This is a genomic window from Streptomyces sp. ISL-96 (genome assembly GCF_018614035.1).
Classification (GTDB): Bacteria; Actinomycetota; Actinomycetes; order Streptomycetales; family Streptomycetaceae; genus Streptomyces.
This window is the reverse complement of record NZ_JAGGPA010000002.1, coordinates 19,797-31,620: the sequence shown is the minus strand read 5'-3', so window position 1 is coordinate 31,620 and position 11,824 is coordinate 19,797. Positions and strand designations below refer to the sequence as shown.

At 69.6% G+C, this 11,824-nt stretch carries 15 protein-coding genes and 2 pseudogenes; 9 read left to right on the top strand and 8 right to left on the bottom strand.

The annotated features are described in order from the left end of the window. Positions 1-5: 5 nt before the first annotated feature. The gene (locus J7E96_RS01400) at positions 6-341 is read right to left on the bottom strand and encodes a hypothetical protein (RefSeq protein ID WP_215126552.1); all 336 of its coding nucleotides are present in this window, start codon (positions 339-341) and stop codon (positions 6-8) included. Then, complete coding sequence (locus J7E96_RS01395) at positions 325-840, bottom strand: MauE/DoxX family redox-associated membrane protein (protein WP_215126550.1); 516 nt, start codon at positions 838-840, stop codon at positions 325-327. Before J7E96_RS01395 ends, J7E96_RS01400 begins: the two co-directional genes overlap by 17 nt. Before the next feature lie 146 nt (positions 841-986). Here J7E96_RS01395 and J7E96_RS01390 point away from each other — a divergent pair, with 146 nt between their 5' ends. Next, complete coding sequence (locus J7E96_RS01390) at positions 987-2,012, top strand: DUF3179 domain-containing protein (protein WP_215126549.1); 1,026 nt, start codon at positions 987-989, stop codon at positions 2,010-2,012. Then, positions 2,009-2,692, top strand: coding sequence for a hypothetical protein (locus J7E96_RS01385; protein ID WP_251069252.1), 684 nt, complete (start codon positions 2,009-2,011; stop codon positions 2,690-2,692). The genes J7E96_RS01390 and J7E96_RS01385 overlap by 4 nt, the downstream gene beginning before the upstream one ends. Positions 2,693-2,718: 26 nt before the next feature. Here the strand turns inward: J7E96_RS01385 and J7E96_RS01380 are convergent, their stop codons facing one another. The 3 genes from J7E96_RS01380 to J7E96_RS01370 all read right to left on the bottom strand — a co-directional run bounded on the left by J7E96_RS01380 (position 2,719) and on the right by J7E96_RS01370 (position 3,969). Beyond that, the gene (locus J7E96_RS01380) at positions 2,719-3,012 is read right to left on the bottom strand and encodes a DUF1707 domain-containing protein (protein WP_215126547.1); all 294 of its coding nucleotides are present in this window, start codon (positions 3,010-3,012) and stop codon (positions 2,719-2,721) included. Between the two features lie 82 nt (positions 3,013-3,094). Beyond that, positions 3,095-3,670 carry an SRPBCC family protein gene (locus tag J7E96_RS01375; protein WP_215126545.1) on the bottom strand — a complete coding sequence of 192 codons (576 nt, stop codon included), beginning with the start codon at positions 3,668-3,670 and terminating at the stop codon, positions 3,095-3,097. Then, complete coding sequence (locus J7E96_RS01370; RefSeq protein WP_215126543.1) at positions 3,667-3,969, bottom strand: DUF427 domain-containing protein; 303 nt, start codon at positions 3,967-3,969, stop codon at positions 3,667-3,669. Before J7E96_RS01370 ends, J7E96_RS01375 begins: the two co-directional genes overlap by 4 nt. A gap of 184 nt (positions 3,970-4,153) precedes the next feature. Between J7E96_RS01370 and J7E96_RS01365 the strand changes: the two genes are divergently transcribed. From J7E96_RS01365 to J7E96_RS01340, 7 genes and pseudogenes are all read left to right on the top strand, one after another. Further along, positions 4,154-4,573, top strand: coding sequence for a DoxX family protein (locus J7E96_RS01365; RefSeq protein ID WP_215126782.1), 420 nt, complete (start codon positions 4,154-4,156; stop codon positions 4,571-4,573). Positions 4,574-4,843: 270 nt separating this feature from the next. Beyond that, a pseudogene (locus tag J7E96_RS38660) lies at positions 4,844-5,137 on the top strand (PAS domain-containing protein); the annotation flags it as partial. 39 nt (positions 5,138-5,176) lie between these two features. Beyond that, a pseudogene (locus J7E96_RS01360) lies at positions 5,177-6,259 on the top strand (SpoIIE family protein phosphatase); the annotation flags it as partial. A 253-nt stretch (positions 6,260-6,512) separates the two neighbouring features. Beyond that, positions 6,513-6,791: a hypothetical protein gene (locus J7E96_RS01355; RefSeq protein WP_215126539.1), complete on the top strand. Its 279-nt coding sequence runs from the start codon at positions 6,513-6,515 to the stop codon at positions 6,789-6,791. A 168-nt stretch (positions 6,792-6,959) separates the two neighbouring features. After that, entirely contained in the window at positions 6,960-7,223 is a 264-nt protein-coding gene (locus J7E96_RS01350; protein WP_215126537.1) for a CopG family transcriptional regulator, read from the top strand. Further along, the gene (locus J7E96_RS01345; RefSeq protein ID WP_214928727.1) at positions 7,220-7,633 is read left to right on the top strand and encodes a type II toxin-antitoxin system VapC family toxin; all 414 of its coding nucleotides are present in this window, start codon (positions 7,220-7,222) and stop codon (positions 7,631-7,633) included. The genes J7E96_RS01350 and J7E96_RS01345 overlap by 4 nt, the downstream gene beginning before the upstream one ends. 471 nt (positions 7,634-8,104) lie before the next feature. Beyond that, on the top strand, positions 8,105-8,455 hold the full coding sequence (locus J7E96_RS01340; protein ID WP_215126535.1) for a hypothetical protein: 351 nt from the start codon (positions 8,105-8,107) through the stop codon (positions 8,453-8,455). A 30-nt stretch (positions 8,456-8,485) separates the two neighbouring features. Here J7E96_RS01340 and J7E96_RS01335 read toward each other — a convergent pair whose 3' ends face one another. The 3 genes from J7E96_RS01335 to J7E96_RS01325 form a co-directional block, all read right to left on the bottom strand. Beyond that, positions 8,486-9,304 carry an IS5 family transposase gene (locus J7E96_RS01335; RefSeq protein ID WP_215126533.1) on the bottom strand — a complete coding sequence of 273 codons (819 nt, stop codon included), beginning with the start codon at positions 9,302-9,304 and terminating at the stop codon, positions 8,486-8,488. Positions 9,305-10,319: 1,015 nt separating this feature from the next. Further along, positions 10,320-10,832 carry an SRPBCC family protein gene (locus J7E96_RS01330; protein ID WP_215126531.1) on the bottom strand — a complete coding sequence of 171 codons (513 nt, stop codon included), beginning with the start codon at positions 10,830-10,832 and terminating at the stop codon, positions 10,320-10,322. 238 nt (positions 10,833-11,070) lie between these two features. Next, positions 11,071-11,781, bottom strand: coding sequence for an alpha/beta hydrolase (locus J7E96_RS01325; protein ID WP_308295792.1), 711 nt, complete (start codon positions 11,779-11,781; stop codon positions 11,071-11,073). Positions 11,782-11,824: the final 43 nt, after the last annotated feature.

Sequence of the window (11,824 nt, the reverse complement as noted above, 5' to 3'; positions counted from 1 at the left end):
CGTCATCAACGGGGTGGGACGTCCTCGACGGTCGAGCTGTGCAGCCGCCGCTGGTCCGCGGCGCTGGACGGCCGAGTGACGTACGGCCGGCAGCCCTCCTGCCCTGAACCACGGCTGCGGTGGGCCCGACATCGCAGGGCATGGACGACAGCGACGACAGCGATAAGCACCATCAGGGCACCGACGATGATCAGAAAGGGACTGCCTCGCCCACCGCCGACGGCAACGGCCACGACGCCGGCCACGAGCAGCGGGCCCGCGCAGGACAGCACGAGCAGCAGCCCGGCACCGACGTCGGCCGGCGTGCCGCGCAGGCCGGAGCGTTTACGGGATTCGGGCATCAGGATCGGCCTCCTCGGTCACGGGCGGGGATTCCGCGGGCGCAGCGGTCTCGTCAGGCTCGGTGCCCCGGCTGGAGAGGGCGCGCCTGGCAGGCGGGCGAGCCGTTCGGGTCCCGCGCAGTAGCAGTCCCGCGTAGAGCAGCGTCAAGGCGTCCTGGGCGAGCACGAACCAGCTCAGCCGCTGGGACAGGTAGATGCCGAAGCAGCCGCAGTTGGTGACAGTGAGCCCGCGTGCGTACGCCTGCACGGCGAGGAACGACCAGATCACCGCCACGGCCGTGAAGACCCACACCGGAGCGACCGTCTTCGAGCGCGGGCGGGCCAGGAACCAGACCCCGCACACCAGCTCGCCCGCGATCAGTGCCACGGCCAGCGCGGTCTCGGCGACGCCGTCGACCAGCCCGTAGGCGGCCAGAATCCCGGGCATGTGCCCGAAGGAGGCGAGCTGGCCGACCGCCATCGCCGTGTACACCGCACCCAGCACGATCCGCAGCACCATGCCCTGAACGTAAGCCGAGCTGGAGGCCGAGAACTGTAAGCGCGCTCACCGAACCGGCAGCTCGTGCGCGAGAACATCAGCAGGACGGGACCCGTCTTCGACGAGTGCGTATCACGCGGATCCCGTGTGGTCAGGGGTGATGCCCGGTGAATGCTCAGCCAAAGCCCAAGCCGGATCGTCGGCAGGTCATCAAGGGCGCCGGGGTGATCGGGGGGCTTGCCGCTCTGCTCCTGGGCGGAGGCGTCCTGGGCTGGCAGGCCATCTCCGACCGCCCGTCCGAGACGGTGCCGACCGTGCAGCCGGGCCAGGATCCGTCGCTGGAGACGTTGGCCGGTGCTGCGGTCTCCGGCGGACCGGGCAAGGACGGGATCCCCTCCGTCGACCGGCCCCGGTTCGTTGCAGCGCGCGAGGCGGGCTTCCTCGCGGACGACGAGCCGGTGTTCGGTCTGGAGTACCGCGGTGAGGTACGGGCCTATCCGCAGCAGGTGCTGGTATGGCACGAGATCGTCAACGACACCGTGGGCGGCGAGCCGCTGGCGGTCACCTACTGCCCGCTCACCGGCACGGTGATCGGCTTCGCCGCCCCGCCCGGCACACCGGAGCTGACGTTCGGCACCACCGGCAAGCTCGTCAACTCCAACCTGCTGATGTACGACCGGCAGACCGGCTCCGAGTGGCCCCAGCTGCTCGGCCAAGCGGTCAGCGGCCCGCTCAAGGGCACGAAGCTGGACACCGTCCCCCTGGTGTGGACCACCTGGAAGGACTGGCGGGCCGCGCATCCGGACACCCAGGTGCTGTCCACCGACACCGGCGCCCTGCGCAGTTACGGCAGCGATCCCTACGGCTCCTACCCCGGCCGCAGCGGCTACTACGTCAAGGGCCGCCCGTTCTTCCCCGTGCTCACATCGAGCGACCGCTTCCCCGACAAGGACGTTGTGATCGGCGTACGGGTCGGCGAGCAGCGCCTCGCGATCCACAAGGATCTCGTCCGCAAGGCCGGGACCGTGCAGGCCCAGGTCGCGGGGACTCAAGTCGTCGCGCGCTGGGACGACCGGCTCGACACGGCTCGTGTCCTCCAGCGCGTCGGCGAGAAGTGGGAGTCCGCCGACTTCCTCGACTCCATGTGGTTCGCCTGGTACGCCTTCTACCCGAACACCCAGGTCCGGCAATGAGCAGGCTCGTGACCGCGCTCGGCAGGGCAGGCGATGCATGGGACGCCACCCTCGCCGCCACTCCTCGTGGCGTGCGCGCCGCTCTCGCCGTGCGCCGTCACCGGCGGGTCGCACTGGCGGCTGCGGCGCTGGTGCTGGTCGGGTACCTGTTCTCGATCGGCGATCTCGCGGTGTCGGCCTCTGGCCGGTTCACCGGCGTGCCCGTCTTCCAGTCCGCCCCTGGGCAGCTCTTCCATGCGCGGGGGCCGTTTCTGTTCGAGCCGGTGCTCGCGCTCCATCCGACCGCGCATGTGGCGGTGTTCCTCAGTCCGGTCAACCTGCTGCTCGGCACGGTCGTCGCCGCGCTCGTCGGCTGCAACATCGCGATCGCCGGGCTGGCGGCACGGCAGGCGGCCTCCTGCCGACGCACCAGATACGCGCGGCTGCTCGGCGTCCTCCCGGCGTTCCTGCTCGGCTTCGCCTGCTGCGTACCGACGCTCCTGCTCGTCCTCGGCGCCGGCACCGCCGCGGCCCTCCTGCCGGTGCTGATCCCCCTGCGCCCGGTGTTCTATCCGCTCACGCTGGTGCTGCTGATCGGCACGCTGGTGTGGGGTGCGTCCCGGCTGGGCACGACCCCCGTCACCGTCCAGGCCGGGAAATCACCCATCCCCGAGCAGGGCAGCGATCGTCCGGAGCGATAGGTGCCGGGGGCAGTCCTTTCCGGGGATCAATCGCGTGCGCGGGGTGGGGGCAGCCAGCAGAACACCGCACACCGCAGCGCCCGGACCAGCCGGTCGCCTACGCGCTCGCGCAGCGACGCGGGGCCGACACCGGAGGGCTCGGTCGGGTCCGTGGGCAGATCGTCCAGCAGTGCGCTCAGCTCGTCCTGAGAGCGAGCCCGCATGGCCCGCCCGGCGCGGTCCTCGAACTCCGGCTCATCCAGCCGGCCCTCGGCGTAGGCCGTCTTGAGACGTTCGAGGGCCTGTTCCCGTTCGGCGTGTCCGATGCGCAGTGACGGCATGGCGGGCCTCCTCTTGCTTCCAGGATATTGCGCTGCCATCGACGCGATCGGCGGCCGGGCCGTGACATGACGCGGTATGCCGTCACCGGCGGGCTCTGCGCTCCGCTTCCTCCTTGACCGATGCCAGCGTTTTCGCGACCGTCTCCTCCCAGCGGCGGGCGACCAGCTGCCCCCAGTGTTGCCCCAGCCCCCACAGGTCGGTGCCCAGCACCCCTTCGTACGCCAGCCGCGTGCCGGACTCGTGCTCGGTGAGGACAAACGCCTCGACGACATGCGGCACCGGGCCGCGCACCAGCCGGAAGTCGATGCGCTCGGGCCGGGTGAACCGCACTGTCTCCACCGTGGTTGCGGTCAGCCGCCCGCCTGCTACGGGCGTGTGGTGCGCGGCGAGCACCATGTCACTGCCCCGCTCCAGCACGTTCACCTTCTCCCGCATCGCCCGGGTGGCCCGCCCGAGATACGGCTGGGCGATCACATCGAAGACCACGTCCCTGGGCGCCGTGATGTCGACGGTCTGCGGGCCCAGCGGGCGGGTGCGCCGCCCGACGCCCACGTCGGCGTGCAGTGCGCCGCTCACCAGCCCGAGATAGGTCGCGGTCACCGCACCCGAGGCACCGGCGGTCCACGCCGCGAGGCGCGCAAGTCGATGGGCGCTCACCGGCCGGTCTCCGGCGGCGCTTCGACCGTGACGCCGTTCCAGAAGGCGACATGGTTCTTGATCTTCTTCGCCAGCGGGGTGGGGTGCGGGTAGTACCAGGCGGCATTCGCGTTGACCTGTCCGTCGACCGTGACCGTGTAGTAGCGGGCCAGCCCCTTCCACAGGCACAGCGACTTCGTCCGGCTCTCGGTGAAGTACTCGCGGTGCAGCGACTCGGGCGGGAAGTAGTGATTGCCCTCGACCACCACGGTGCGCTCCGCCTCCGCCAGTACCGCGCCGTGCCACACAGCGCGCATCATGATCTTCCACCTCCGGGCACGTCAGGGAATCCCATGCCGCGACGCTAAACCGCCGCCCCGGGCCCCGACGGTGATCCCGCTTACAGTCTGGGGCCGGTGTCGGGGTACGCGCGGGGACGTGCTGCCGGAGCTAGCCTGGAAGCAGGTGGTTAAACCTTCAATCAAACTCGCGCTGGAGGCCGCCATGGACGTCCTGGTGTTGATCGGACGCATCCTCTTCTCAGCCCTCTTCCTCAGCAGCGCGGTCGGCCACATGACCCAGACCAAGGCCATGGCCTGCTACGCCTCGTCGCGAGGCGTGCCGGCACCCGCTCCGGCCGTGCTCGGCGGCGGTGTGCTCCTGCTCGCGGGCGGGCTGAGCGTGCTGCTCGGGGTCTGGGCGGACCTCGGGGCGCTGCTGCTGGTCGTCTTCCTCGTGCCGACCGCCGTGCTGATGCACGCCTTCTGGAAGGAGACCGAGCCGCAGGCACGGCAGATGGAGATGGCCCACTTCCAGAAGGACATGGCGCTCGCCGGCGCCGCGCTCATGCTGCTCGGCCTCATCGCCCATGCGGGCGGTGACCTGGGCCTGACCCTCACGGGACCGCTTTTCGACATCGGCTGACCAGCGCGTCCAACGCCGGGGAGGGGAAATCCCAAGCGGCGTTGTTCCAGCCGCCCCCCTCTCGCCACGGCACCCCAAGCGTCCACCCGAGATGCCCGGGGCCTTCCACCGGTGCCGCGTGCTCTGGGCCGTAGGACACCTTCCGGCAACGGCCCACGCCGCATTCACCCCGAGCCCATTCGTCTCTCCTTCCACTGTCTTCCAGCACTGGGACGGCGCGCCAGGAAGAGCCGGGTGCGGGAGCACAATGGAAAGAAGGGAGATGAGGGCATGTCTGACAACACCCTGGCGGTGGAAAAGGCTGCGGCTGCGGTTGACGCGCAGGGCGTCGTAACGGCCTGGAGCCGGGGTGCACGACTCCTTCTCGGGTATGAGCCGGCCGAGGCGATCGGACGTCCGGCATCCGATCTTCTTGCTGCTCGCCTCCCGGACTCGGCGTGGCGGAGCCTTTCACAGCAGGAGCCGTGGAGCGGGCGCGTCGCGCTGCGCGACCGGGACGGCCACACCGTAGAGGCCGACGTGCGGGCCTACCCGCTGCTGGGCGCCGATGACCACATCGGATGGTTCATCCACGCCGCCCCGCCGGAGACCGACGGTGCCGACCTCGCCCTGCAGCGCCGCCTGCTCCTGTATCACCGGCCCGCGCAGCCGGCAGTGGAGACGGCGATGCGCTACCTGCCCGCCGATCCGCAGGCCGGTGTGGGCGGCGACTGGTTCGACGTCATCCCCCTCTCCGGAGCCCGGGTGGCCCTGGTCGTCGGTGATGTCGTCGGCCACGGCATCCATGCCTCCGCCACCATGGGCCAACTGCGCAGCGCGATGCGCACGTTGGCGGATGTCGATCTTCCTCCCGACGAACTGCTGACCCAGCTCGACGACCTCATCCTCGAAGAGATCGAAGAGGGCATCGAATCCGCCGGAGAGGTCGGCGCGACATGCCTGTACGCGGTCTACGACCCGATCTCCCGCCACTGCACCCTGGCCAGCGCCGGCCACCCCGCCCCCGCCGCCGTCCTGCCGGACGGCTCCGTGGAATTCATCTCCCTGGCCCCAGGCCCCCCTCTCGGCGTAGGCGGCCTCCCCTTCGAAGCAACCGACGTCCGCCTGCCCGAAGGCAGCCTGCTCGTCCTGTACACGAATGGACTCGTCGAAGCCCACGACCGCGACATCGGCACCGGAATGCAGGAACTCGTGCACGCCCTGGCCGGACCCACCCCATCGCTGGAAGCCATCTGCGACCACCTCATCACGGCACTCCTGCCCGAGCACCCGGACGACGACGCCGCCCTGCTCGTAGCCCGCACCCACGCCCTGGGCCCCTCGCACGTGGCCACCTGGGACCTGCCCGCGGCGCCCGTCATCGTCGCCGACGCGCGCCGACGGACCACCGACCAGCTCACGACCTGGGGCCTGCAGGATGCCGTCCCGACCACCGAGCTGATCGTCAGCGAGCTGGTCACCAACGCCATCCGGCACGCCGAAGCCCCCATCCAGCTGCGGCTCATCCGCAATACCGCCCTGATCTGCGAGGTCTCCGACGCCAGCAGCACCGCCCCGCACGCCCGCCGCGCCCGTGCCCTGGACGAGGGCGGCCGCGGCCTGTTCCTGGTCGGCCAGCTCGCCGAACGCTGGGGCACCCGTCACACACCGACAGGAAAGACCATCTGGGCAGAGCAGCCCCGACCGCTCCCTCGCCCACGGCCCCGACGCCAGCCGTCGCGAGTACGTGGCGGACCGACGGGCTCCGCCCGGCGGACCAGGCCTGCGGCCACGACCGGATCACGGTAGAGCTTCCGGGGCGAGCGCGGCGGTGCCCTCGAGCAGGTGAGGCCGATCACGCGTCTGCCACAGGCGTGACCGAAGCGACGCCCGGCTCCCTGCGGCCGCCCGGCCGGCTACCGCGGGCGGGTCGGGCCGTGCCGCCGCCTATCGTGGAGACATGGGCGAAGTCCTCGTCGTGTACGAGCTCGACAAGGCGGCCACGCGCGCCTCCCGTCGTGTACCGCGTGGTGGGGAACGGCCCGTCCGCCGGGTGCACGCGGCGCCTGCCGCCCCAGGGACACCCGCCGTGACCGGACCACGAACCCTCTGCGGCAAGGACACCTTCGCCATGGAGACGACCGGCCGGAAGCTCTCCGAGCACCCCGAGTCGCCGTGGTACCCCGAGGAGTACGCATCCGCGGTTTGCCCCGACTGCGATGCCGTGATGGAGACCTGACCGCGCGCCGACTGCACAGACGTTGCTGCGTCGCCGGAGAGGATTCCGACGCCAGTGCCACGTCCCGCGCTCGTGCAACGCATCCTGGCCACATCGAAAGGCAAGGACTGAGATGGGGCAGTGACGCCTGCCGCACCCTCCAAGGAGATAAGCAGTAGGATCAGTAGCATGAGCGAGCCTACCGGCAAGTACTCGATCACCATGCCGCGCGACATCGCCGAAGCCGCCAAGGCCCGCAGCGGCCCCTCCGGCCTGTCCGCCTACGTCGCCGCAGCCGTCGCCCGCCAGATCGAACGCGACAACCTCAACGAGATCATCGGCGTCGCCGAGGCCGAGCACGGCCCCTTCACCGACGAGGAGATCCAGGCGCTGCGCGACCAGCTCCACCAGGCCCGCCGCGAGCAGACGCGGGGCGGAGCGGACGCCGCGTGACCCGCTCCCCCGCCGTCCCCGGCGGCACGCTCGTTCTGGACAGCGAGGGGCTGGCCAAGGCCGTGCTGCGCGACCGCACCGTCACCGGATGGCTCGCCCTGGCCCGCGCCGACGACCTCCGGGTCATCACGTCTGCGGCCACCCTGGTGGAGGTCGTCCACCCGCGGATGAACCGCCCGGCGCTGGAGTGGACCCTCTCCCGCCTCGTCGTCGAACCGGTCACCGAGCCGATCGCCCGCCATGCTGCCGTCCTCCTCGCCGACGCCGGCCTGCATGGGCACAAGTACGCCATCGACGCCATGCTCAGCGCCACCGCCCTCGCCGCCCCCGGCCCTGTCTCGGTCCTCACCTCGGACCCGGAGGACCTCACCGCGCTATGCGGCAGGCGGGTCACCGTGATCAAGGTCTGACCCGGCGCCCTCCTCGATCGCAACCGGCTCCACAGCGATCACCGTTTCGCCCCGGACACCGCTGATCCAGGCCGGGCGGCCGCAGGCGCTCAGGCCCCCTTCGCCGCGCTGCCCGTTGATGGACTCCAAAGTCCAACCAGAAGGAGCAGGCTCCCCCCGCCACCCGGTGGCTCGCTCCGGGCATGGCAATCGCCTGGATCCGCCACATGACACACCACAACGGGGGAACGATGTCGATCGACTCGAACATGCGAAGGTGCGGCGATGGACGCTGGAGTGGCTGCCCTGTTGAGTGCAGCCGTGGGAGGACTCCTCGGAGCAGGCGGGACCCTGGGAGCAGCCGCCCTGACGGGAAGGTATCAGGGACGCAGTCAGCACTCCCAATGACGCCGCCAGGGGCGACGCGAGGTGTACAGCAGATTCCTCGAAGCCATCCCTGCCCACCAAGAAGCTCTGGGGCGCCTTTCGTCGATGGCCTACGCCGCGGTCCGGGGAGATCACTCCCCGGAAGAACTCGACGCCGCTTGGCAGGAGGTAACCGCCCTCATGCCCGCAGTGCGCACCACCGGCCCCATCGTCATGATCGAAGGACCGCGCGGCATCGCAGACCTGGCCGAGGCCATCGTGGAACTTGCGACCACAGCCACATACAACGCCAGGTCGTATTCCTTGATCCACGCCAAGCGCGCGTACGACGATCCAGCGTTTGGTGAACGCTCGCGACGGGTGTCGACGGCTGCCTCGGAACTCAAAGAGAAGCTCTCAGCCCTCGCCGAGCAGGCGCGAAACGCCCTGGACGTTCCGGGCGGCACCCACTCATGATCCGCCGTGTGTCTTCCCTTAGGGGTGCTTTCAGAAAGCTGGGTGTTTGCGGGCGAGGGTCATGCAGTGGGCGAGCTGGAGGAAAGCGTCGTGTATGTCGTCGCGTACTTCCCAGCGGGTCCGTAGGCGGCGGGGGCCGTGGAGCCAGGCGATGGCGGACTCGGCGACCCAACGGACCTTGCCCAAGCCCGAGCCGTGTGGCTGGCCGCGTCGGGCAATCTTCGGTGTGATGCCACGCTCGCGCAGACGGCGGCGGTAGATGTCGTGGTCGTAGCCGCGGTCGGCGTATAACGTGCGGGGCTTGCGCCGGGGCCGGCCCCGCTTGCCCCTCACCGGCCCAATGCTGTCGACGAGGGGCAGGAGTTGGGTGACGTCGTTGCGGTGACCGCCGGTCAGGGACACCCGCAGCGGGATGCCGTGCGCCTCGGTCAGCACGTGATGCTTCGAGCCCGGCCGTGCGCGGTCAACCGGGCTGGGACCGACTTTTGGGCTGCTTCGCCCCCGCTTGGCCTGCACGTGCGAGGCGTCGATGGTGGCGCGGGAGAAGTCGAGGCGGTCTGCGGCACGCAGCCGGTCCAGCAGCACCCGCTGGAGTTCCTCCCACACGCCGGCCTGCTGCCATTCGGCCAGCCGCCGCCAGCAGGTAGGACCGGAGCCGAACCCCAGTTCCTGCGGCAGGAACTCCCACTGGATGCCGGTGTAGAGGACGAACAACACACCCTGCAGCGTCTTGCGGTCATCGATGCGCTTGCGCCCGGGATGCCGATACCGTCGTTCATGCTTCGGCAACAGCGGCTCGATCACCGCCCACAGCTCGTCGCTGACCTCCCACGGCTTCCGCCGTGCCATGGCCACCCCACAAAACACGGGATCACGTACATCTCCACCGTGCCACAGAAAGATCATTCTGCAAGGACCCCTAAGCGCCGGTCAGGCATGCACGTCCGGGCACCTCACCCTCCGAGGAGTGTGAGCTCGTCCTGCTTGCTCTGTCGAACCCAAATATGCTCACCACAGACCGATGACAGCGTGGGCCGTGAGCCCGCTGTCGACGATCAAGACGAGGGCGGATGTCACGACCGACCGACGCGGGCGAATCGCTTGGGCACCGCCCACCGGGTGGGCGGTGCGCAGCACACGCCGACCACATGCGGTCGCGTAGCCGTAGTGATGGTGATGGGTGGGGCGGTTACGCAGTGCGGAGCGCAGCAACCACCCTCCAACGGCCGTGACTAGGAAGCCGCTGGTCAGTGCGAACCCGGTCAGGACCGTCTCGCCGGCTAGGTGGGTGGCGAGAGGCTGGACTCAGGGTCAGGACGCCTGCCTCATCGGTGAGAGTGACGGTGGCCCGGACGGTGACGGCGTCCTTGCGAGTATCTCTGGCTCCGGCGAGGTGGGCCGCCATGATCGTTTTCCGTGGGCTGGCAGAGCCGCGTGGAAGCCCCCAGCACCACGGCGAGCAACAGCACCAGAAGCCGCCCTGGCGCAGTCAGTTCACGGGGGCGGACAAGCGAGCCGAACTCGTTCCCGAAGAGCTTCGACCGAACCCTTCCCTGCTGCTGTGCCGGCCCGGTTCTGTGAGGCGAAGGAGGCCGTGAAAGAGGGGTGCTCCGGTGAGAGGTCCACGGGCCCCGGCCGTGAACATCGTCGCGCCCGAAGCGAAGGGCGCCGTGGTGTCGCGCAGGCGTCAGCGGCCGCGATGCGCAGAGGTGGGGGCAACGGGTGGGCCGGGCGCGAATTCTCCCCAGTCAATGAGGGTCTCTGCTGCCTGAAACGGAGGCCCTGGTGGGCGAGGCTGTCCATTCCTCGCCCACCAGGTAAGCAGAGGAACGCCCAAAGGTCCGGGTAGCGAAAACCGCTTGCTTCAGAGCATCGCCGATGGGGCTTCGAGCGCCGCTTTAAGGTTGCGCAGAGTGATTCGGATGTTCGTGCGCTGGAAGTCAGCGAAGGAAGAGCCGCGCGTTGCGGCTTTGTCGAACAGGTTCGCAACGAAGTCGGGCCAAGACCGACGGTCGTCGGTCCATGTCTCGGTGACCCTCGTGCCCTCGGCGGTTGGCTCGAACCGGTACTCCCAGGTAGCGATGGGTCCCCGCAACCGCGGTTGTTTCAGGCCGATGGCGTGAACCCGAAACCGGAACAGCTTGTCTGGCTCAGCCGCGGTCACCGTGCATCTCGTGGTCCACCGGAGAGAGCCTCGCTTGTTGTGGCCGTCGAAGACCGTGCCGACAACAGCCGGCCCCTGCGGGTCGCACAGTGTGGCACCAAGATTCTCCGGGCTCCAGCGGCCCATGAGTGCCGGGTCGCAGACATGTTGGTAGACCAGCGAAGGGCTGGCCGCGATGCTGACGCTGTCGGAAACACTGAACGTGCGAGCCATGGGACTCCAATCCTCGATACGGACGGTACAGCCCGGTCTCCCGGGCCTATGTGGGGGCCCTGTTGCGGCCATCTGCGCACGCCCGGGGGAGCTGTCCGGTCGGTCTGGCCCTTGAGAGTCTGCCCATGCGTTCGGGCAGGTCGGTTGCCGGCTTCGGACGACATCTGCGTACGCGGGACACCCTGCGGGGGTGAAAGTCAGGTACCGCGCTCGACCGCTGACGGGCAGAGGCCGAGGCTCACCTTGCCCCACAGCCTTTGCGGGGCAGTTCCTTGAGAACGCGGTGCGCACCGACGACCGCGATGTCGGCTGACAGTGTCTTGGTCAGACAGGATGGAAGAGACTCCGCGCCGAGGATGCCCGCGGTCAGGGCCGCCGTGAGCCGGTGCCAGGTGCCCGCGTCGCGCAGCATGGCGTGACCACCGCGGGGCATGGTGATGCCGCACGCCTGCGCTCCGGCGCGCCGGGCTCTTCGTACGAAGTCCCAGGAGTCGTGGGCGTTGGTGACGCGGTCCTGTTCGTCGTGGAGGACGATCAGATGTTTGTTCTTCAGGTGCGCGACGGGTTCGCCCGGCGGACACCATGGTGCGAGAGCCACGATGCCGCTGACGTGGGAGTGTTCGGCCACGCGCAGCGCTGCTCGCGCGCCCATGGAGTGGCCGACCAGGACGACCGGCCTGAGTGGGGCGAGGAGTTTCAGCTCGTCGAGTGCCTCCTGAGCGTCGTGCACGGGGTCGCTGCGTGATCCGTTCCAGCCGCGGTAGCGGTAGCGCACCGATGCCAGCAGTACGTCGTGGTCGGGTGTCGCTCTGAGAATGGCGGTACCGAAGGGTCGCATGCGCGCACTGGGCAGGTTGAGCAGCGGTGGTGGCGTCAGGGCGTCCGAGCGGCCGCCGTGCAGGAGCAGGACCGCTCCCATGGAGGCGGGCGGGACGGCCCGTAGTCGCAAGGAGCGATGGCCAGTACGGCGTTGCTCGTGATGGAAGGGTGGG

Excerpts from the sequence above, each read along its gene's own strand:
- J7E96_RS01370 (WP_215126543.1), bottom strand. The coding sequence starts at position 3,969 with ATGATGCGCGCTGTGTGGCACGGCGCGGTACTGGCGGAGGCGGAGCGC.
- J7E96_RS01365 (WP_215126782.1), top strand. The coding sequence starts at position 4,154 with ATGGACGTCCTGGTGTTGATCGGACGCATCCTCTTCTCAGCCCTCTTC.
- J7E96_RS01350 (WP_215126537.1), top strand. The coding sequence starts at position 6,960 with ATGAGCGAGCCTACCGGCAAGTACTCGATCACCATGCCGCGCGACATC.
- J7E96_RS01385 (WP_251069252.1), top strand. The coding sequence starts at position 2,009 with ATGAGCAGGCTCGTGACCGCGCTCGGCAGGGCAGGCGATGCATGGGAC.
- J7E96_RS01330 (WP_215126531.1), bottom strand. The coding sequence starts at position 10,832 with ATGGCTCGCACGTTCAGTGTTTCCGACAGCGTCAGCATCGCGGCCAGC.
- J7E96_RS01355 (WP_215126539.1), top strand. The coding sequence starts at position 6,513 with ATGGGCGAAGTCCTCGTCGTGTACGAGCTCGACAAGGCGGCCACGCGC.
- J7E96_RS01380 (WP_215126547.1), bottom strand. The coding sequence starts at position 3,012 with ATGCCGTCACTGCGCATCGGACACGCCGAACGGGAACAGGCCCTCGAA.
- J7E96_RS01395 (WP_215126550.1), bottom strand. The coding sequence starts at position 840 with ATGGTGCTGCGGATCGTGCTGGGTGCGGTGTACACGGCGATGGCGGTC.
- J7E96_RS01335 (WP_215126533.1), bottom strand. The coding sequence starts at position 9,304 with ATGGCACGGCGGAAGCCGTGGGAGGTCAGCGACGAGCTGTGGGCGGTG.
- J7E96_RS01400 (WP_215126552.1), bottom strand. The coding sequence starts at position 341 with ATGCCCGAATCCCGTAAACGCTCCGGCCTGCGCGGCACGCCGGCCGAC.
- J7E96_RS01340 (WP_215126535.1), top strand. The coding sequence starts at position 8,105 with ATGGCCTACGCCGCGGTCCGGGGAGATCACTCCCCGGAAGAACTCGAC.